A 20,854-nucleotide genomic window follows, 5' to 3' on the forward strand; every position below is an offset into this window, starting at 1 on the left:
AAATTACAGGATTGGCTGCACACTTAGAAAATTTTTTACCGGATTGCCGTACATCTCGACAATTTTTTGGCGTAAAAAAGCCACATCTCTATTCTTCAGTTGAATCTTATCGATCTGTTTATCGACATATTCCATAAAAGCCTTCTTGTCTTCAGCTGTATATTCCGATTGAAATGAAGAAGAGTTTGTCATTAGATCGTAAGCCACATAATTGAAGGGGTAAAAAATATAATTCCTGTAAATTTCCTCATCGATAATACATGCAGCGGCTTCGAGTAACGATGATTTTGGCAAAGAAAGATCCAGTTGATCGAGTTTCGAATTGATCCCTTCTCCAAATTTAAAGTACACTCTGCCCTTATATCCGTAAATTCCCGTCAACATATTTTCAAGATCATCGGCAGGCGTTTTTTTATGGTGAGGATTGTCGCGTTTTAATTGAAATTCCTTTGCTTTGAGGAAATCGCAAGGATCAAATTCATAAGAGATAGCAAGCGGAACAATGCGTAATGCTTTCAACATTTCAATAGGACGTGAACTATCTTTCAATGTCATCATTTTCAGCAGGCTCACTTGTGTATGATCATTGGAATCTTTAGCACGCCCTTCGCGCTGGGCAATCCAAATCGATTGATTTCTCTCTCTTACCGTATAATGAATGTATTCCGACAAATGCCGGGATGTCTCAAGCATTTTCCGGATAGGAACATTTCGTTTCACGATAAAACTTTTATTGAGTCGTACCAGATGAGTAATCCAAGGATATATAAGCAAATTATCGCCAATGGCAACCTCCGTTGTATCCATTCCTTGAAAATAAAGAAGTATATTCAGAAAAGCAGCATCCAATACAATATCGCGATGATTTGAAATAATTACATGACTCAACCCGTCTTTTATATTATCCCAATTAAACCCTTTCACTTCCTTCGTTGTATTCGCTATAAACTGTTCAAGAACAGGATAAACAATCTTGATTTGAAATTCGTTTACGGTTTTGCAACTTCTCATGAGCGAACAGAATTGTTCCCAACTCATCGGTTTGATAACCGATTCAGCAGCTATTCTGAATCTATCGTCAGCAAGAAGTTTTTCGATTGTTTCAGGCACTTCGCTGTCGTAAACCGGACGAATATCGTCGAATGAGGTAGATAGAACGGATTCCATAGGTTTTATTTTAAAGGGGATTGGCTTTACTGAATTCAAATTCGATAATTTCACTCAGTATATGGGTCAGGGAAAGATTTGCTGCTGCCACTTGCTGCGGTATGAAACTGGTAGCTGTCATACCGGGGGTAGTGTTTACTTCCAACAAAACAGGTGTTTCATTAGAAATAATGTAATCGGCACGAATAATTCCTTTTGCCCCAACCCAATCGTATATCGATATGGTTTCTTCCCAAATTTTCGTGGTCATCTCATCGGAAATGCGTGCAGGCGTAATTTCTTCGACCTGACCATTATACTTGGCTTCATAATCAAAAAATTCGTTATGCGTAACCACCTCGGTGAGAGGTAAAACGTGTATCCCTTGCCGGGTTTTATAGCAACCACACGTGACTTCGGTTCCCGCAACAAAACGTTCGATGATAACTTCCGACGATTCGCGAAAAGCATCGAAAACCGCTTTTTCCAGCTGAGATGTTTCTTTTACTTTGGTGGTCGCAAAACTCGAGCCGCCGGCATTCGGTTTCACAAAAACAGGCAATCCCAAACGAGAAACAATTTCATTCGGATTGAAAGAAGAATCTTTCTTCAAAAGAATCGATTGGGGCACCTTTATACCGAAACTTTTCAAAAAATGGTTGCAGATAAATTTGTTAAAAGTCAAAGCGGATGCCAATACGCCACTGTTTGAATAAGGAAGACGAAGCATATCGAAATAACCTTGCAACGTGCCGTCTTCTCCCGGCGTTCCATGAATGGTAATATAGGCAAAATCGAACGTTATTTTCCGGCCATCAGCCGTAAAACTAAAATCGTTTTTATCAATTGGATATGCGTTATTCCTATACTCGGCCGACCACGATTCCTTATCGATTTTTACTTTATAAACCTCATATTTCTCCTTATCCATAAAGGAATAAATTCCGGCAGCACTTTTTTCGGACACTTCTTTTTCTGAAGAATAGCCGCCCCACACAATGGCTATATTTTTTTTCATAGTTACGATTTTAATTGCTGTGCAATAGTGTAAATACGCCATTTACGAATCACTTCCTGCATGTCGGCCGGTATTTCGCTCTCGAAGAACATTTCTTTACCGGTTGAAGGATGTATAAATCCTAATGTTTGAGCATGCAAACATTGACGGGGGCATGCGGCAAAACAATTGTAAACAAATTGTTTGTACCTGACAGAACGCAAACCGTAAAGTATCTCGTTTCCCCCATAACGTTCATCATTAAAAAGCGGATGACCGATATGTTTCATGTGAACACGGATCTGGTGGGTGCGTCCCGTTTCCAATCTGCACTGCACAAGGGTTACGTACCCGAATCGCTCCATCACTTGATAATGGGTAACGGCGGTTTTCCCCATCTCACCCTCGGGAAAAACACGCATGAGCATACGGTTCTTGGGATCGCGACCTATATTTCCCTCAATACGACCCTCGTCATTTTCCAAATCACCCCATGCCAATGCAATATACTGACGTTTGGTTGTTTTGTTGTAAAATTGAAGGGATAAGTTGGTTTTGGCTTCCGGTGTTTTGGCAATAAGCAGCAAGCCCGACGTATCCTTATCGATACGATGTACCATTCCTACACGTGGATCATCCAAACGAATTCCCTCCTCATAATTCAGATAATAAGCAATGGCATTGATGAGGGTACCGGAATAATTGCCATGACCGGGATGCACTACCATGCCTGCCGGTTTATTCACCACCATCAGGTCATTATCTTCATAAACAATATTAAGGGGAATATCCTCGGGAATAATTTCCACTTCGTGACGTGGTTTGTCCATCACGATAGAAATTACGTCCATCGGCTTTACTCGGTAACTCGACTTTACCGGCATATCATTCACCAGAATACACCCTGCTTCAGCCGCTTGCTGAATGCGGTTTCGGGAAATTCCTTCAATACGATCCGATAAAAATTTATCGATTCGCAGCAGGCTCTGCCCTTTATCGGCTACAAAGCGATAATGTTCGTATTTTTTGCTCTCTTCCGATGCGACTATTTCGTCATCTCCTTCTTCCCAAAGATCGTTTATTTGATCGAAATCTTTTTTCAACACTATATTTCCGAAAAATTAATTTAGAAAAATGATTCGTCTATATTCGTATTCTTCTGCTGCTTGGAAACCGATCGATTTTTTATCTCGATATCGCCGGAATCCCGAGCAGAAATCTGATCAGGCGACATAATATATTCATTAGTCATTCCGAGAGAATCGGTTAACTGTCCGTTTCCGACAATTAATTTCAGTGGTGATCCCGCCGGAACTTTTTCATTAGGCATCAACTTTCTTCCCCGATATTCCACACCCAAAACCAAACCGGAATATTCGGAAGGCACTTCTTCAATAGATAGTTGAGTAAAACCCATTGAAATCAAAAGTGCTTGAGCTTGACGCAACGAATAATCGACTAGTTCAGGCATTGTAACCTGTTGAGGTGTCTTCGCATACACAGCAACATAGATAGCCCGTCCTTTCTTTACCTTGCTATTTTCTTCAGGTACCTGTTCAATAATGGCACCGGGAACGGCATCTTTCTGATAAACGGAATCGATTATTTCGATATGCAGTCCTTTCGATTTCAATATCGCATTGGCTTCTTCAACTTGCAAGCCTGCAAGTTTTGGCACACTCACGTTTTGGTCGTGCCGGGTGTACACTTTCAAAAAAAGAAGGGTTAATATCAGAAGAACAACGGAGACAAGAACAATCAAAAGAAGATTCTTGATGATGCTGTTTTCAAAAAAGCGTTTTGAAGGTTGTTTGGCATTCATAGGTATCGTAATGTCATATTCTTATACTTCTTAAACAGAATGATTATCGCCGCAAAGGTACAAAAAAAACGACTGCTGTCGAATATAAAAGATATTTTCGTTTGTTAACCCTTTAAAAACAAAAAAGCAGGAATACGGGTATCATATTCTTGCTTTTCCGGAGAAAAAAATGAAATTAAAATTCATCCGATACGGTTAGCTTGGCTCTGCCTTTAGCCCGACGTGCAGCCAATACTTTTCTGCCGTTTTTTGTAGCCATTCTTGCACGAAACCCGTGTTTGTTCTTTCTCTTTTTTACGGAAGGTTGATATGTCCTTTTCATTTTGTATGGTTTTTTATTTTGTTTCTATTAATAAGCCGCAAAATTAGGGATAATTTTTGAATTAATCAATTTTTATGGACATCAACTACAGTAAATTGCTTGCCAATTCCGACAATTCGCTTCGTTCGCCCTTAATCAGATTAACATGAGCGAAAATAGGTTGCCCTTTCATTTTATCGATCATATAAGCCAATCCGTTGGATTGAGAATCGAGATAAGGAGAGTCGATCTGCTGAAGATCGCCGGTAAATACCATTTTTGTTCCTTCTCCTGCACGGGTAATAATGGTCTTCACTTCATGAGGAGTGAGATTCTGGGCCTCATCGATAATACAAAAAGTCTCCGAGAGGCTGCGTCCGCGAATAAAAGCCAATGCTTCAATTGCAAGCTGCCCCGATCGTTCCATTTCATCAATAAGGCGCTGTTCGGGACTGTTTGACCCAAGGTGCGATTTAATAACATTAAGGTTATCGAACAGCGGTTGCATATAGGGTGCTACTTTTTGTTTCTCGTCGCCGGGCAAATATCCAAGATCCTTATTTGACAACGATACAATTGGACGAGCAAGAAGAATCTGGTTGTAGAGTTTATGTTGTTTCAATGCCGACGCCAGGGCAAGCAACGTTTTCCCGGTTCCCGCTTTTCCCGTAAGGGCAACCAACTTTATCTGGGGATCATTCAATACTTCAAAAGCAAAAGCTTGCTCGGCATTGCGTGGCTGAATACCGAAATTGGTTTCTTTTTCGATTTTTTTGATTTTTTGCGTGAAAGGATTGTATCGCACCAATACACTGTTGCGATTGCTTTTGAGTATAAAACATTGATTCGGTTCTATTGCAGTAGGAAAATCGAATTCGTCAAAATCGACTCCGACAGGGTTTGCATAGATTCTATCGATCAGTTCGGGATCAATTCCATCGAAAACCAATTCTTCCTGTTCGAAAATATCGATATCGGTAACTTTATCCGTAATATAATCTTCGGCAAGCAATCCCAACGAACGCGCTTTCATGCGTAAGTTGATGTCTTTGGATATGAGAATGGTTTTCATGTGGGGATATTTCTCCGTGAGCGTCAACAGTGTAGAAAGAATGCGATTATCGGGGCTTTTTTCGGGAAAAGCCTCTAAAATTTTAGGGTGATCCGGAACATTTACGATATAGAGTTTCCCGCGTCCTACCCCCAATTCGGCTCCATTCATAAACAAATCATCGTCGGTAATCAGATCGAGTTCGCGAATAAAAGCACGGGCATTGAAATTGATCTGATCGTTTCCCTTCTTAAATTTATCCAGTTCTTCCAATACAACAAAAGGAATATAGATATCGTTTTCTTCAAAATTATCCAAGCATTTATAATCATGAAGAATAACATTGGTATCGAGAATAAAATTCTTTTTTGTGGATGATGCGGATTTTTTTGATTTGGCGGTTTCCGATTTTGCTTTTTCCGAAGCAATTTGATCTGTTTTTCCCATTTTTCGTTGGAGTTAAAAGTATTTACTATTTTAAATAAAAACGCAAATATGCTAAGATTGTTTTTCCTCAATCCGATTTCAAACGCTAAGATACAAACAAAAAATACAATATTTCTACAAGAAAGGGGTATTTTTAGTTTTCTCCATAATTCATTACCTTTGCATGGTAAAACAAAGGTAAAAGTAACGATGCAAAAACCTTCCATTCCCAAAGGAACGCGCGATTTTTCGCCCGAAGAGATGGCAAAGCGCAACTATATTTTCGACACCATTAAGAAAGTATTCCAATTGTTCGGCTTCCGTCAAATCGAAACGCCGGCTATGGAAAATTTATCTACACTCTTGGGAAAGTACGGTGAAGAAGGCGATAAATTGTTGTTCAAGATACTCAATTCCGGCGACTTTCTTTCAGCCTTAACGCCGGAAGACCTTCAAGAAGGAAATTCAACAAAAACAGCGATCAAAATTGCCGAAAAAGGATTACGATATGATCTTACTGTTCCTTTTGCTCGCTATGTGGTCATGCATCGACAGGAAATCACTTTTCCTTTCAAACGTTTTCAGATTCAGCCGGTATGGCGAGCCGACAGGCCACAAAAAGGGCGCTACAGGGAATTTTTTCAATGTGATGCCGATATTATCGGATCCGATTCGTTATTAAACGAAGTGGAACTCCTTCAAATGATCGATGAAGTATTTAAACGGCTGAATATCCGCATCATTACAAAATTGAACAACCGGAAAATCCTTTCTGGCATTGCCGAAATTATTGGCGAAGCCGACAAAATAACGGATATTACAGTTGCTATCGACAAACTGGAAAAGATCGGACTTGAAAACGTAAATGAAGAATTACGTTCGAAGAATATTTCTCGGGAAGCTATCGACAAGCTGCAACCCATTATTTTATTGAACGGTAGCAACGAGAAAAAAATAGACACACTAAAAAAAACGCTTTCTTCATCTGAAACCGGATTAAAAGGAATAGAAGAAATCGAATTTATTTTAAACAAAACCGGATTGCTGTCATTTGAAAATCGAATCGAACTCGATCTTACCCTCGCACGTGGTTTGAATTATTACACAGGAAGCATTATCGAGGTTAAAGCTATTGATGTTGAAATAGGGAGTATTACCGGCGGTGGGCGGTATGACAATCTCACCGGCATTTTCGGTCTCCCCCATGTATCGGGAGTGGGTATCTCTTTTGGTGCCGACCGCATCTACGATGTACTGAACCGACTCAATCTCTATCCCGATAACCTAACCGGGGGAACCGACATTCTGTTTGTTAATTTCGGCGAACAAGAAGAAAACTTCATTCTTCCTCTCCTCACGCTATTGCGCAGCAAAGGGATTTCGGCAGAAATTTATCCCGAACCGGCAAAAATAAAAAAACAACTCTCTTATGCCGATACGAATCATATCCCTTTTGTTGCCCTTATAGGCGAAAACGAAATTTCCAAAGGGGAAATCACTCTCAAAAACATGAAATCGGGAGAACAAACAAGACTGACTCGAGAACAACTCATAACCTTGTTCTTGAAAAAAACCGACACCGGTAAGCCCTTATGATTTCCATAGAAAATCTTTCCGTTGAATTTGGCGGGTTCACTTTGCTGAACGATATATCGTTTGTGTTGAATAAAAACGAACGTACAGCTTTGGTTGGCAAAAACGGAGCAGGAAAATCTACCTTACTCAAAATCTTAGCAGGAATTCAACATCCTACTCGAGGGAGGGTTTCCTATCCGAAAGAAATCTCCATCGGATATCTTCCGCAACAAATGAAGTTGAACGACACATTCTCGGTAAAAGAGGAAGCCGCCCAAGCATTCAAACATCTGCAAGAAATGGAAAACGAGCTCGAAAAGCTACACCGCCGGCTTGCCGAACGAACCGATTACGAATCGGAAGATTATCAACGAATCATTCAACGTTCAGCCGATCTGCAGGAATTGTTACTAATGTCGGGTATCAATAATTTTGAGGCCGAAATAGAAAAGACACTCATCGGGTTAGGATTTTCGCGAGAAGATTTCGATCGCCCGACAAAAGAATTCAGCGGAGGGTGGCGCATGCGCATCGAACTGGCAAAAATTTTGTTGCAGACACCCGATGTGTTGTTGTTGGACGAACCCACCAATCATCTCGATATCGAATCCATCCAATGGCTGGAAAATTTTTTGGCAACCCATGCTAATGCACTGATGCTGGTATCGCACGATCGTGCCTTTCTCGATGCAGTTACCAACCGCACAATCGAGATTATATGCGGAAAAATTTACGATTATAAAGTGAGTTACTCCGAATATGTGGAACTGCACAAAAAACGGCGTGAACAGCAACTCCGCGCTTATGAAAACCAACAAAAACAAATTCAGAAAACCGAAGAGTTTATCGAACGTTTCCGCTATAAGCCGACTAAATCCAACCAAGTACAATCGCGTATCAAACAACTGGAAAAAATTGAAGTAATTGAAGTTGACGAGGTGGATAATTCCCATCTGAATTTGAAATTCCCTCCTGCACCACGGTCCGGATCATACCCTGTGATAATGGAAAATGTAACGAAAAGTTATGGCGATCATGTGGTATTCTCTGATGTAAACATGACCATCCATCGGGGCGATAAAGTGGCCTTTGTAGGTAAAAACGGTGAAGGAAAATCGACCCTCGTCAAATGCATCATGAACGAAATCGATTTTCAAGGCAAACTTGAATTGGGGCACAATGTAAAGATCGGCTATTTTGCCCAGAATCAGGCACAATTGCTCGATGAAAATCTGACAGTTTTCGAAACCATCGATCAGGTTGCCACAGGAGATATTCGAAACAAAATACGTGATATTTTGGGTGCCTTCATGTTTGGCGGAGAAGCATCGGAGAAAAAAGTTAAAGCACTTTCCGGCGGCGAGCGTAGCCGACTGGCAATGATACGTCTGCTTCTCGAACCGGTGAATCTGCTCATCCTCGATGAGCCGACAAACCATCTGGATATGGCGTCGAAAGATGTTCTGAAAAAAGCCATTTCCGAATTCGATGGCACAGCCATCATCGTTTCACACGACCGGGATTTTCTCAATGAACTTGTTACAAAGGTTTATGAATTTGGCAGAGGAAAAGTTATTGAGCATTTGGGCGGCATCTACGATTTTCTGGCAAAAAAGAAACTGGAAAATCTGCAACAACTGGAAACTTCTTTACATAGCTCAACTCTTGCTCCGGTAGAAAAAAAAGATAATCGGAAATCGGAAAATAAACTTTCCTACCAAGAACAAAAAGAACAGAACAAGCAAATCAAAAGGCTTGAAAAAGAAATTCAAGAAATAGAAGAAAAAATCACAAAAATGGAAGAAAAACTTTCCTCCATCGAATCCGAACTCATTACTCCGGAAGAAGCATCAAATGTTTCTTTGCTCCAATCATATATCGACTTAAAAAACAAAATTACCATTACAATGAACATTTGGGAACAACTAACGTTGGAAATGGAGAAGGTGCAAATGAACATGCAATGAAAATCAGCAAACTCATACTGAAACTATTCGGATGGAAAGTGGTAAATGTTCTGCCGGATATTCCCAAATGCGTAATTGCACTTGCACCACATACCAGCAATTGGGATTTCATAGTAGGAAAGCTGGCTTACAGTTCGTTGGGAAGAAATGCAAAATTTCTAATTAAAAAAGAATGGTTTTTCTTTCCTTTCAATCTACTTTTCAAGAGTATAGGAGGAATTCCTGTTGAAAGGGATAAGAAAAATTGGCTTACCGACAAATTAGCCGAGGAATTTAACAAACACGAAAAATTTCAACTTGCAGTAACTCCCGAAGGCACTAGGAAACCGGTTAAAGAATGGAGAAAGGGTGATTATTACATTGCGCTAAAAGCCAATGTGCCTATTGTTTTAGTGGGAATCGATTACGCCAAGAAAGAGGTAATCTTTCTCGACACCTTTTATCCCACCGGCGATTATGAAAAAGATATAGAAAAAATAAAAGCGCATTATAAGGGCATTACCGGAAAACATCCCCAAAACTTTTTACTTTGATGAAGAATCATCAAACTCTTTAAAATCGAAAGACAACTGAAGGGGTTGCTCTTCCCGCGATATTTCCATCTCAGGATTTCGGAGCGAAAGTCCCATCAGACGGATTTTTTTTTCCTGAATATCTTCAACCGATAAAAGCAATTCCTTTCCCAACTCAAAAATCTGATGATAGGTTTTGATAAGATAATCTACCGTTCTACTTCGAGTAATAAGTGTAAAATCGGCATACTTTATTTTAAGCGTAAGTGTTTTGGCAAAAAATTTACGTTTCTCGGCCCTTCTGTACAGTTCTTCCGAAATCTCATCCAAAGCCCTTAATGCATCAACCATTTCATAAATATCCTCAGGAAAAGTTTCTTCGGTTCCCAACGATTTTCGGATATGTTCCGATTCCACTTCACGATCATCGATTCCGCGTGCAAACCAATAGTAAACACTTCCTACTTTTCCGAAATGCTTTACAAGATCCGTTTCTGCCCATTGTTTCAAATCATACCCGGTTTTTATACCCATTTCGTTCATTCTGGCAGCCGTTACTTTACCCACGCCGAAAAAACGCTCTACGGGCAATCGTTCAATAAAAGCTTCAGCCTTTTCCGGTGGTATAACAAACAAACCGTTGGGTTTGCGGTAATCTGATGCGATTTTGGCCAAAAATTTATTGTACGACACACCGGCAGAAGCCGTTAAACGTGTACGATTGTATATTTTCTGTTTGATCTCTTTTGCTATTGCCGTTGCCGAGTGAATACCTTTTTTATTAACCGTAACATCCAAAAAAGCCTCGTCGAGCGACAAAGGCTCCACCTTATCGGTATATTCAAGAAAAATCTGCATGATCTGATGGGATACCTCCCGATAAATGTCAAAACGAGGCATAACAAAAATCAGATGAGGACATTTTTGCAGAGCAATAACCGATGCCATTGCCGAATGAATGCCATAACGCCGAGCCTCATAGCTGGCAGCGGCAACCACACCGCGTTTCCCTCCATAACCCACGGCAACAGGTTTCCCGCGGTATTCAGGATTATCGCGCTGTTCAATAGAAGCATAAAAAGCATCCATATCGATATGGATTATCTTGCGAATCATAACAATACATATAAAATATACCGCTCACCACGACCTAGTTATTTTCGGACTTCAACGAAAAAATTTCCATAGGATAGTAAGACGCTCCATGAGGAGACAATCGGCTTTCGAACAGCACGATTTCATTGGCTTCATACTGCACAGGGTGAGAAAATTGAGAAATCGTCAACGCTCGATTTAATGAAGGTTCAATGGTTTGACCGGGAATAAATCGCCCTATCGTTAGATGAGGATTGAAAAATTTTTCATTGGAAATAAAACCCAGAGAAACTACCTCACGGTCTATCCTTTTTTTCAATTCGAATAAAATTTCGGGAGCCTCAATTCCCAACCAAAGCACTCGGGGCTCATGCCCTTTCTTAAACAAACCCGGATTCGTCAATTTAAAAGAAAAAACGGGCATTCCTTCCACCGCTGAACGAATTGCGTCTTTCAATTCGGCTAATTGATCCACAGGAACTTCGCCAAAAAAGAACAGCGTCAAATGGTACGATTCGGGATTTACCCACTTGATGCGGTATTTTCGCAGCAAATGCTTCAATTCTTTCGCCTTATTCGCAGCCGGTTCAACAGGAATAAGGGGTAAAGCAAGAAAAGTACGTTTGGACTGCATAAAGAAGAAAAGACCTTAATCTTCCCCTATTTTAATTGATAACATATGTAATGGATATTGCTCCTTTGGTAGGACCGAAATAGTTTTTCTTGTTTTCTCCGATTTTTGATCCGTTTTCCCCCAATGAATAGATATCGTAATCGAATCGTGCATATCCTACTCCCAATGTTGCTTCCAAGCCCCAGCGAGAACTTAATACCCACTGATAACCGTAACTGACACCAAAGCCAATGGCAGATCCGTCATACCGTCGATCTTTCAGATTTTTCAGTTTCCATATGGGAATATCCACTCCTCCCATGTTGAATTGTCCACCTACGCCGTGCAATCCAAAAAAATGGCCGTTATACGTTTCGTTAAGCCAATAACGTGCTTCAGGCCACACAACCCAATGTTTAATCTGCTTGTCATCACCGAATTTGAAGGGATTGAATCCTGCAGATAACTCAATACTCACATTATCAGTCACAGCAACCTCTGCTCCAAGATTGGGCGATGCGGTCAACCAATACGGAATATTCGTTTTCAACATTGTTTTTTGAGCATATGCACAAAAAGATAGTCCTATCAATAAAAAAAGGACAAAAGGAATTTTTTTCATCGCATTCATTGTTTTTCAATTTAATTTAGAATAACACAATTAAATGATCCGTTATCGGCAAAGATAAAAGAAAATTGCAAGAGAATAACAATTATAAGGATAATTTTTCACAAATAATCCCGCCAACATAAGTTTATAGGTTACAATCACAAAAGTTACAGGTTTTACTTTTCGAAATTATCCGTTCTGAAAGGCACCACAGGCAATTCGCGTGTATTGTAAAGATTCCCGATTTGAAAATTCTTGAAGCAATATCTTACCGCTACGGGGTTCGGAATATTTTCATTCGAAACAATCAGTATCCTGTTGTTCAAATCGACCTCAACCTTAGCCGGACGAAAAATCCGATCATCTCCGGCAATCTCGAAACCATTTATGCCCACCGTTCTGCTGAAACCGTTCTCGGCATGGTTGAAAGAAAGGTAAATTTTTCCGTCTTTTATTTCCATCGATTTATACTCCGGTCCGTGACAAGCAACACCCGTATGACCATAAGTTTGCGAAAGAGCCATAAAAGCAAGCCTCTTTCCTACATCGATTTTATTGCGAGGATGAATATTGGTCTTTTCGTAATCTTCTACCAAATCGTTGGTCGAAATCATGCCACTATTGGTAATCTGTGATTGTGCCTTGAATTGGGCTTCGCGCAGCAGTGCACCGGAGGTACCGGTCTCACCATCACCATAAATCCAAGGAGCAATTTCAACGTAATAAAAAGGCAAATCGCCCAATCCCCAATCCTTCCTCCAAAGATTGACCATGTTGGCAAGTCGCTCGGCATATACTTGGTGATGCCCGACATTTGATTCGCCCTGATACCAGATAAAACCTTTAATGGTATAGTGAATCAACGGACATATCATCGCATTATACATCAACATAGGACGATACATCGGATTAAGACTGTTGATAGCTTTTTCGCTCAAATCGACATCGGGATAAGTTTCCAAAATTTCGCGGCTTGTCCAACCTTCCACACGTGAACCTCCCCAACTGGAAACAATAATCCCGATCGGTACATTTAATGTTTGATACAGTGTTTGCGCAAAATGATAAGCCGTGGCACTGAAACCCGGCGCATTTTCAGGGGTACATGCTTGCCACTTCCCCTTAACGGTTTCCTGAGGTTCCATCGCTGCAGTTTTGGGAATGGTAACGAAACGGATTCCCTCGTTTTGCCCTGCCATCGCAATGGTTTCGTTGGCTTTGAGAACCGGGTTGTTCCAGAAGCCGTTCAACGGCATCTCCATGTTGCTCTGTCCTGAAGCAAGCCAAACCTCTCCTATCAACACATTGTTCAGCGTTACTTTTTCGCCGTCGGAAATCGAAATGGAATAAGGAGTAAAACTTGCTGCAGGTGTGGCAACGGATACCTTCCAGTTCCCTTTTGTGTCGACCTTAACTTTAGTAATTTCGGAAGTCCATGAAGGACGAATTTCAACTGTTTTTCCGGGATCAGATTTTCCCCAGAGATTAACTTTTGTGTTCTGTTGCAGAACCATGTTATCGCTCAATATTTCAGGTAACGAAACTTTTGCACCAATTGAATTGGAAAAAATCAACAGGAGCATTAACGGTAAAATCTTGAATTTCATTTTAGTAGGTATTTATTAATTATTTAATTACGATTATTTTTTACTGTTGAATATAATTGTTATTTAATTCGATTAATCAATTCGATACACATTCGGCTGTTGTGGTAAGGACATTTCCAAAATCCGGTTTTGTCGTTCAGTGTGTCTTTATGTCCGTCCTTAGAAACCGCCCAGTACCATTCACCATTTTCTTTGTCAATCAGGTTCTCTTTGATAAAATTCCAGGAATTGAAAACTTTTTTGAGATAAGATTCTTTATTTGAAAGTTGAAACGTATTAAAAAAACCGACAACAGCTTCTGCCTGCGGCCACCAATCGCTATTCGTGTCGAGGTGGTTGGTTACAACGTCTTTTTCGTTCATCAAGCCTCCGTCTTCACGAAGTCCTTCAACAGCTGCATCCGCAACGCGAAAAACCACATTTCGCACTTTTTGCAGTGTTCCCACGTCTCCTAAAACAGTAGCTGCTTCATCCAACAACCAGGACGCTTCTATATCGTGTCCGAAAGATTGAATGAACGACTTACATGCCCAATTTTCATCGAAAAACAGATTCAAATGATATGTTTCGAAATTGATAATTTTGTCGAGAAACAGGTCAATCAAATTTTTCAGCTGCATTTCCAATAAAGGGTTTTTCCAGACGCGAAACAAATTAGTGTAGGCTTCAAGCAGGTGCAAATGGGTGTTCATCGTCTTTTTTTCGTTGGCATCCTTATCGCTCAAACGTACATCGTCAAGCAAAAGCCAATCGCGACTGTATGCTTCGAAATAGCCATTTTTGTCCTTATCAAAACTGTATTTTTCTATCAGCGAAAAAAGTTCTTTTGCCTTTTTCAAAGCCACTTCATCACCGCTTGTACGATAAAATTCGACCAATGCATAAATGAAAAATGCCTGACTGTAAATCTGTTTTTTGGTGTCGGCAGGTGAACCGTCTGCATTCAGCATCCAATAAGTTCCTCCAAATTCTTCATCAAAAAAATGGTTGAAAATATATTCCTTTGCGTGTTCTGCTTCTTTCAGATAAGCGTTGTTTTTTAAATAGAAAGCTGCTGAAGAAAAAGTCCACAAAATGCGTGCATTCAAAATTCCACCTCTTGGAGCGTTTTTAATCAACTGATTTTTACCGGTCATTTGCCCAAAATATCCACCACGTTCCAAATCTTTCATTTTCTCTGCCCAAAACGGAAGAATATCTTGCGTTAATTCGTCGTAAACTTCCTCCTTTAATTTTATTAGATTAAAAGAAATATCCTTGTTTGCTGTTTGTTTTGAATGATCTGTCATTCCTGAATCAACGATTTACAATGTTTTGACTGATAATTTCAAGTTTCTACTGAATAGCCGATTTTGCTCTTTTTTCGTCGAGTTGTTCAATGATTCCCTTCACTTTTTTGTCGGAAAGTGGATAAAACAACATACCTATAAATGCCAACAAACAGCAAAATGCGGGAAAAAAACTTATCATAAGTCGCTCACCGAAAATGGTTTCTACCGCCTGTTGTGCAGCCTGCGGATTATAATTGAAGATTGCCAAAATCCAACCGCTTAAAGCTGCTCCCACCGCCCACCCCAATTTTTGGGACATAGAAGAAGACGAGAAAATCAATCCGGTTGCACGTCGTCCCGTAGTCAGTTCCTGGTGATCGACAATATCGGCAAACATTGACCAGAGGAGCGGCAGCACATAACCAGCGAAAATAGAGGTAAAGAATTGAAGAATAAGAATCAGCGTAACGTTATTTGGAATAAAATAAAATCCCGTGCTCAAGATTCCTGCCATAAGAATGGAAATCATATACGTCCTTTTTTTACCGTATTTTGCCGATATGGTAGGTGCTGCCATTACTCCAATCAGATTGGCAGCCTGACCGACAAGGAAATAAATGGTCGTCATATCCCATCCGGTACCTTCCATTTTATAATTTACCTGAACATAATCGCGAAAATAGTAAATCGCTACGCTGTCGCGTATGGCATTGAAAAGCAAAGCGGCTAATCCTGTTCCGATAAGAATCCACCAAGGGGTGTTATGAAAAAGATTCTTCAAATCCTGTTTGACGGAAACATTTTCTTCAGTTTCTATTTGCGTTACACGTTCTTTAGTCCAACTAAAACACAGTAAAAACAAAACAACACAAACAATTCCGATTGTTCCAACGCCTAAAACCCAACCGATAGGGGCAGTACTAATTGAATTTTCTGCTGTTTTTATAATGGTTTCTCCTCCAAAACGTCCTGCATAAAAATCAACCAACGGTTGCAATAGCATAAAAGTTACAAAACTGCCGATAAATGCAAACGACATACGGTAGGATGAAAGTGCGTTGCGTTCGATCGGATTTGAAGTAATGGATCCCAACAATGAAGCATAAGGCACATTGATCAACGAATACACAATCATCATCAGCGAATAGGTAACGTAGGCGTAAATCAGTTTTCCGGTTTGCCCGAAATCGGGAGTGTAAAAAGTTATGACGCCCATCACAGCAAAGGGAATGGCAAACCAAAGCAGGTATGGGCGATATTTTCCCCAGCGGGTTTTGGTACGGTCGCTCATTATGCCCACGAATACATCAAAAAAAGAATCCCATAAACGTGCCACCAAAAACATTGTTCCGGCAGCTGCAGCGGTTATTCCAAAAACATCAGTGTAGAAAAACAATGAATACATCCCAAAGATCTTCCAAAACATGGAAGAGGCTGCATCACCAAAACCATAACCAATCTTTTCCCTAAACCCGATTTTTTCTGTAGTCATTCTTTTGTTTAATGCTAAAAAAAATAAATCAATCAATAACAATTGTTTTTGTTGCTCTAATTCACACTTTGTACAACAGGCATAGCATCCTTTGTAAGAGCTTTGACCAATTGAGTTCGATATGTTTTTGTGTTCGGGTCGTAAATACCAAATCCGGAATTCCATTCCCAGTATGCCCAACTAAATCCTTGCTGTTCGAACCATCGGGAAAGGAAACGTGTCCATTTTACTCGCGAATCCATATCGGCTTTTGAATAAGCTCCAAACTCACCGATATGTATGGGGATATTTTTCGATTTTGACAAAGCAATGGCTGCCTGAAATTCATCAATTACCGCTTGCCGTTCGGCTTGCGTGTCGTTCCATTTTGTCCCCAGCCAGGCATCGGAGCCTTCTACCCATTCAGCTCCCTGATGTGTAAACTGAAAAGGATTGTAGTAATGTATGGTGAGAATCAAATGATTATCATTGGGAACAATGGTAAGCGACTTCAATGCCGAAGTACCGCCCCATTCAGCAACACCGAGCAGAACGCAACGTTGCGGATTCGTTTCACGGATGACTCTCAGAGCATCCCGGTAATAGTCGTTCCAAAGGCCCGCGGTAAGTTTGTCATGTGGTTCATTTAATATTTCAAACACTAAACTGTCGGGATAATCCTTGAAATATTCCGAAATCTGTTTCCATTGCGACAAGAAGCGAGCTTTTTGTCCTTGCGGATCAGCCATTAAATCGTTATGATGGTGCATATTGATAATAATGTGCAATTTATTGTTCAAAGCAGCATCTACAACCGATTTTACAGTTTTGAAAAATTGGAGATCGATAGTATATGGCGAACTGCTCATGCTGCGGTCGTCTCTTTCCCATTTGATGGGTACACGAACATGCGTAAAGCCTAATTCGGCAATTTTCCTGAAATCATCGGCATCAAAAGGCGATTGCCACGATTGATCGGCTTCAAAAGTATTGCCAATATTTATCCCACGTCCTAGCCGCTGATTCATTTCATTTGCTGTTGCCCACTGTTTTTCGTGAGAAGACTCCGAATTCGATTTTTGACAACTTGTAATAGAGAAAACAAGTATAAACAATAAGATTGATTTGCTAGCTTTCATTTGTATTGAATATATTATGATATTAAAAAAAATTAGTGGCGAAAATTCGTCTGCTATATTAAATGCTAAATTAAGCAAAACTATTCGATTAATAACTTATTGATTTGTTTTTGAGAATTAAATCTTTGATCTTTAGGACAGAAGTATACGAATAAAATCCGTCAGACGGCGTGTTGAGACAATAATCCACGAGCCTGTCGATGGTGGAAGTTGCCACATGCATCCGCGTATCGGAAGATGCGTAATAAATGAAAACTTTGCCATCGTCATCAGTTATCCAGCCATTACTGAACACGACATTTGAAACGTCACCAACTCTTTCTTCTCCTTCGGGGGCGAGAAAATACCCGGCCGGAGAAGCTATCAACTCCGATGGGTCGTCCAGCGATGTCATGTATAAATACAAAACATAACGCAAGCCGGCTGCACAACTCCTCACTCCATGAGCTAAGTGCAGCCATCCTTTAGGAGTTTTGATGGGTGCAGGCCCTTCGCCGTTTTTCATCTCCTTGATAGTATGATAATAACGTTGATCGATTGTTTTTTCATGTGTTACGATAGCATTTTCAATGTCGTCTATCAAAGCCCATCCAATGCCACATTCTGCACCAGCTTCAATGAAACTATCCTGAGGTCGGGTGTAAAATGCATACTTCCCATTTACAAATTCGGGATGCAATACAACATTTCGTTGCTGACTTCTTGATTGAAGATCGGGTAAGCGTTCCCAATTCTTCAAATCCTTTGTACGCGCAATTCCTGCACTTGCAGTAGCTGCAGACAAATCGGGATTATTTTTGTCTTTTCTCTCTGCACAAAAAATGCCGTAGATCCAACCATCTTCGTGGGCTGTAAGGCGCATATCGTAAATGTTTGTTGCCGGTTCATCAGTTTCGGGCATGGTAATCGGTTCTTCCCAAAATCTGAAATTATCAATTCCGTTAGGACTTTCGGCAACGGCAAAAAACGATTTCCTATCCACACCTTCAACTCTTCCTACCAAAAGATATTTATCGTGCCATTTGATAGCGCCGGAATTCATTACGGCATTCATCCCAATTCTTTCCAATAGAAAAGGATTCGTCTTTTCATTCAAATCGTATCGCCACGCAACAGGGACATGAGCGGCAGTAAGAATGGGATTTTTATAACGCTGAAACCATCCGTTGTTTTGGTCGATAGGAAAATTTTTTGTGGTAATCAATTTTTCCTGGTTTTCAAACAATTTTTTCACTTGTTCTTGAAATGGATTCATAACTTTTTATTTCAATTCATTTGTATAAATTCGAAATATCTTTACAAAAAAACGTTTTGGAATAATGATAAAACCTTATAAAATCAGCTGCAGATTTTTGACCGGGAAAAGGCGCATAATAATGATTTTCTCTTTCTCTTGCGTTACGCCAAACCATCACATAACTTATTGGATATTTATCAACAATTGGCAGCACTTTGCAGCCAACATAAAAATTTTTCATGATTCTTTCCACCAAGTAAAATAGAAGATACCACACCTCCCGTCTTTACATCCCACGAATCACCATCAGTAAGAGGATTGTTAATATGCCAGCTTATCGTTATCATTCCGCCACGTTGGTATTGACGAATAATTTCCTTTCGGATTCTTTTGAAAAAGACATTATCTATGTTCTTTTCATTTCCCAATTCTATTCTTCCTAAGTCGAAACCCATTACGGCCGGATAGTCGCCAACAACACTTTTCACGTCAGAACGTCCGTCATCGCCTTCCCAACCAATTCCGTATAATGGATCATCCTGATGTCCAAACATAAATCCTTTTTGGAAAATTATTTTAAGTCGGGCATTTGATCACGAGTTATAACGTGAGAATTATTCATTACCGTTCGCCAATAGTCAGCGCCATTTAGAGAATCATCTCTAGTATAACTGCCATACCAAGGCATGAACCAAAGCCAGGTATCACCTTTTTGAAACATCAAATCAGGATCGGGAATTCCCCCACATTCAGTAAGTGCAATCATTTTTCTGCCTAAAACAATAGCTTTAACTTTATTGAATTCCGTCAATTGCGAATCGTGAATATGGGTTTTTTGATATAAATCGCGTCCCACGATATCCACATATTCGTCACCGGGATACCAATCAGGGTCATTCCCTTCTGAAGTCCACACCCAAATCAAATTATCCAGACGATGATAATTGGTCATTCTTTCGAACATAAGTCTCCAAAGCGATTTGAATGGAGCGGCTCCTTTTGCTCCCCACCAAAACCATGCACCGGCAGCTTCATGTAAGGGTCGCCAAATTACAGGAATGCCTTTTGATTTTAAAATGTTAAGATAACCGGAGATGATATCGATATCTTTTATCATTAAGCGATATTCTTCAGAATTTTCGTCCGAAATTTTACTGACATCAAAAAGCGTTTGATCGGATTTACTCCCGTAATAGAATGCATATTGATCTGAAATACCACTGTTTGCCGGCACATTCCAATGCCACATAGCTGCTACCAATCCATTTGATTGCCACCAATTTTCAACAGCTGAAATATTACTATAGTCAATCCAATTTGAAGGTGAAAAAACATGATGAATAAAATCGAAACAATTCAAGGCAGGATATTTTCCGGTTTGAGCATAAACCCAATCGGCTTCATCGGTATTCCAGTTGATGTTTGCCATTGTACCCGAAATAGTTCCTATCCCATAGATTTGCTTTAAAAAATCCATAACCTTTTGCGCTTCGACAGAAAAAGTCCTTGCAGGTGACTTGTATGTAGTAAAAATCAACTTAATTTCTGCAGGAATAAATGCTCCTGTTGGCCCTTTAATTGTATATGCAGGAATAATAAGTGTGTAAATTGTTCCTTCTTGCAACTCAGGTAAAATGATTCGTAAATCATTTTTAACACCAGGATTCACATCACTTAAAGTAACACCGTTCAATGTTATTTCGTATCCTCTTTTCAATGTAATATTCTCATTGAAAATCAGAACAATTTCCTTTGTATAAATTGAGACATCCGTCTCATTATTTGTCGGGGCAGATGAAATTAATTCCGGAGAAAATGTTTCAATAATGCCACTCCCTGATTTCTTACAGGAAAACAATGACAGTAAAAATAAAAACAAAATAACAAATCGATGATTCATGAGCACAAATTTCGAAGTTGCGCAATATCCCAAGCTTAATAAAATATGAGAAAAAACCATAAAAAGAGGATGTCGTAAAAATAAATGATGACTAATTTTTTGACACCCTCTTCA

The 20,854-nt window shown here is 39.9% G+C and carries 18 protein-coding genes and 1 pseudogene; 3 read left to right on the forward strand and 16 right to left on the reverse strand.

What is annotated here, in order from left to right:
* Positions 1-3: 3 nt before the first annotated feature.
* The 6 genes from OLM34_RS01710 to OLM34_RS01735 form a co-directional block, all read right to left on the reverse strand.
* A complete protein-coding gene (locus tag OLM34_RS01710) occupies positions 4-1,167 on the reverse strand; it encodes a 1-acyl-sn-glycerol-3-phosphate acyltransferase (RefSeq protein WP_264404802.1) in 1,164 nt (387 codons plus the stop codon).
* A gap of 10 nt (positions 1,168-1,177) precedes the next feature.
* Complete coding sequence (locus tag OLM34_RS01715; protein ID WP_264404804.1) at positions 1,178-2,164, reverse strand: D-alanine--D-alanine ligase; 987 nt, start codon at positions 2,162-2,164, stop codon at positions 1,178-1,180.
* A gap of 2 nt (positions 2,165-2,166) precedes the next feature.
* On the reverse strand, positions 2,167-3,246 hold the full coding sequence (locus OLM34_RS01720) for an RluA family pseudouridine synthase (RefSeq protein ID WP_264404842.1): 1,080 nt from the start codon (positions 3,244-3,246) through the stop codon (positions 2,167-2,169).
* A 23-nt stretch (positions 3,247-3,269) separates the two neighbouring features.
* A complete protein-coding gene (locus OLM34_RS01725) occupies positions 3,270-3,965 on the reverse strand; it encodes a PASTA domain-containing protein (protein WP_264404806.1) in 696 nt (231 codons plus the stop codon).
* A gap of 175 nt (positions 3,966-4,140) precedes the next feature.
* Complete coding sequence (gene rpmH, locus OLM34_RS01730; RefSeq protein ID WP_264404807.1) at positions 4,141-4,287, reverse strand: 50S ribosomal protein L34; 147 nt, start codon at positions 4,285-4,287, stop codon at positions 4,141-4,143.
* An 85-nt stretch (positions 4,288-4,372) separates the two neighbouring features.
* Positions 4,373-5,764: a PhoH family protein gene (locus OLM34_RS01735; protein WP_264404808.1), complete on the reverse strand. Its 1,392-nt coding sequence runs from the start codon at positions 5,762-5,764 to the stop codon at positions 4,373-4,375.
* A 189-nt stretch (positions 5,765-5,953) separates the two neighbouring features.
* Here OLM34_RS01735 and hisS point away from each other — a divergent pair, with 189 nt between their 5' ends.
* From hisS to OLM34_RS01750, 3 genes are read left to right on the forward strand one after another with little or no spacing between them, the layout of a single operon-like run.
* Positions 5,954-7,339: a histidine--tRNA ligase gene (gene hisS / locus OLM34_RS01740; RefSeq protein WP_264404809.1), complete on the forward strand. Its 1,386-nt coding sequence runs from the start codon at positions 5,954-5,956 to the stop codon at positions 7,337-7,339.
* Complete coding sequence (locus OLM34_RS01745; RefSeq protein WP_264404810.1) at positions 7,336-9,285, forward strand: ABC-F family ATP-binding cassette domain-containing protein; 1,950 nt, start codon at positions 7,336-7,338, stop codon at positions 9,283-9,285. Before hisS ends, OLM34_RS01745 begins: the two co-directional genes overlap by 4 nt.
* On the forward strand, positions 9,282-9,818 hold the full coding sequence (locus tag OLM34_RS01750) for a lysophospholipid acyltransferase family protein (RefSeq protein ID WP_264404811.1): 537 nt from the start codon (positions 9,282-9,284) through the stop codon (positions 9,816-9,818). Before OLM34_RS01745 ends, OLM34_RS01750 begins: the two co-directional genes overlap by 4 nt.
* Here the strand turns inward: OLM34_RS01750 and dinB are convergent.
* From dinB to OLM34_RS01800, 10 genes and pseudogenes are all read right to left on the reverse strand, one after another.
* Complete coding sequence (dinB, locus tag OLM34_RS01755; RefSeq protein ID WP_264404812.1) at positions 9,810-10,913, reverse strand: DNA polymerase IV; 1,104 nt, start codon at positions 10,911-10,913, stop codon at positions 9,810-9,812. The genes OLM34_RS01750 and dinB overlap by 9 nt on opposite strands.
* Before the next feature lie 34 nt (positions 10,914-10,947).
* Complete coding sequence (gene thpR, locus OLM34_RS01760; protein ID WP_264404813.1) at positions 10,948-11,526, reverse strand: RNA 2',3'-cyclic phosphodiesterase; 579 nt, start codon at positions 11,524-11,526, stop codon at positions 10,948-10,950.
* A gap of 31 nt (positions 11,527-11,557) precedes the next feature.
* Positions 11,558-12,127, reverse strand: a complete 570-nt coding sequence (locus tag OLM34_RS01765) for a DUF3575 domain-containing protein (protein ID WP_264404815.1) — start codon at positions 12,125-12,127, stop codon at positions 11,558-11,560.
* A gap of 164 nt (positions 12,128-12,291) precedes the next feature.
* Positions 12,292-13,722 (reverse strand): sialate O-acetylesterase, encoded by a 1,431-nt coding sequence (locus OLM34_RS01770; protein WP_264404816.1) that lies wholly within the window; start codon positions 13,720-13,722, stop codon positions 12,292-12,294.
* A gap of 59 nt (positions 13,723-13,781) precedes the next feature.
* Positions 13,782-15,011, reverse strand: coding sequence for an AGE family epimerase/isomerase (locus OLM34_RS01775; protein WP_264404817.1), 1,230 nt, complete (start codon positions 15,009-15,011; stop codon positions 13,782-13,784).
* Positions 15,012-15,057: 46 nt separating this feature from the next.
* On the reverse strand, positions 15,058-16,485 hold the full coding sequence (locus OLM34_RS01780) for an MFS transporter (RefSeq protein ID WP_264404820.1): 1,428 nt from the start codon (positions 16,483-16,485) through the stop codon (positions 15,058-15,060).
* A gap of 56 nt (positions 16,486-16,541) precedes the next feature.
* Complete coding sequence (locus OLM34_RS01785; protein ID WP_264404821.1) at positions 16,542-17,492, reverse strand: glycoside hydrolase family 5 protein; 951 nt, start codon at positions 17,490-17,492, stop codon at positions 16,542-16,544.
* Between the two features lie 199 nt (positions 17,493-17,691).
* Positions 17,692-18,858, reverse strand: coding sequence for a glycoside hydrolase family 130 protein (locus OLM34_RS01790; RefSeq protein WP_264404822.1), 1,167 nt, complete (start codon positions 18,856-18,858; stop codon positions 17,692-17,694).
* 16 nt (positions 18,859-18,874) lie between these two features.
* Positions 18,875-19,394 (reverse strand): annotated as a pseudogene (locus tag OLM34_RS01795) (glycosyl hydrolase).
* A 17-nt stretch (positions 19,395-19,411) separates the two neighbouring features.
* Positions 19,412-20,740, reverse strand: coding sequence for a glycosyl hydrolase (locus OLM34_RS01800; RefSeq protein WP_264404823.1), 1,329 nt, complete (start codon positions 20,738-20,740; stop codon positions 19,412-19,414).
* Positions 20,741-20,854 lie beyond the last annotated feature (114 nt).

The sequence above is a fragment of the Anaerorudis cellulosivorans genome, assembly GCF_025943985.1.
Classification (GTDB): Bacteria; Bacteroidota; Bacteroidia; order Bacteroidales; family Dysgonomonadaceae; genus Anaerorudis; species Anaerorudis cellulosivorans.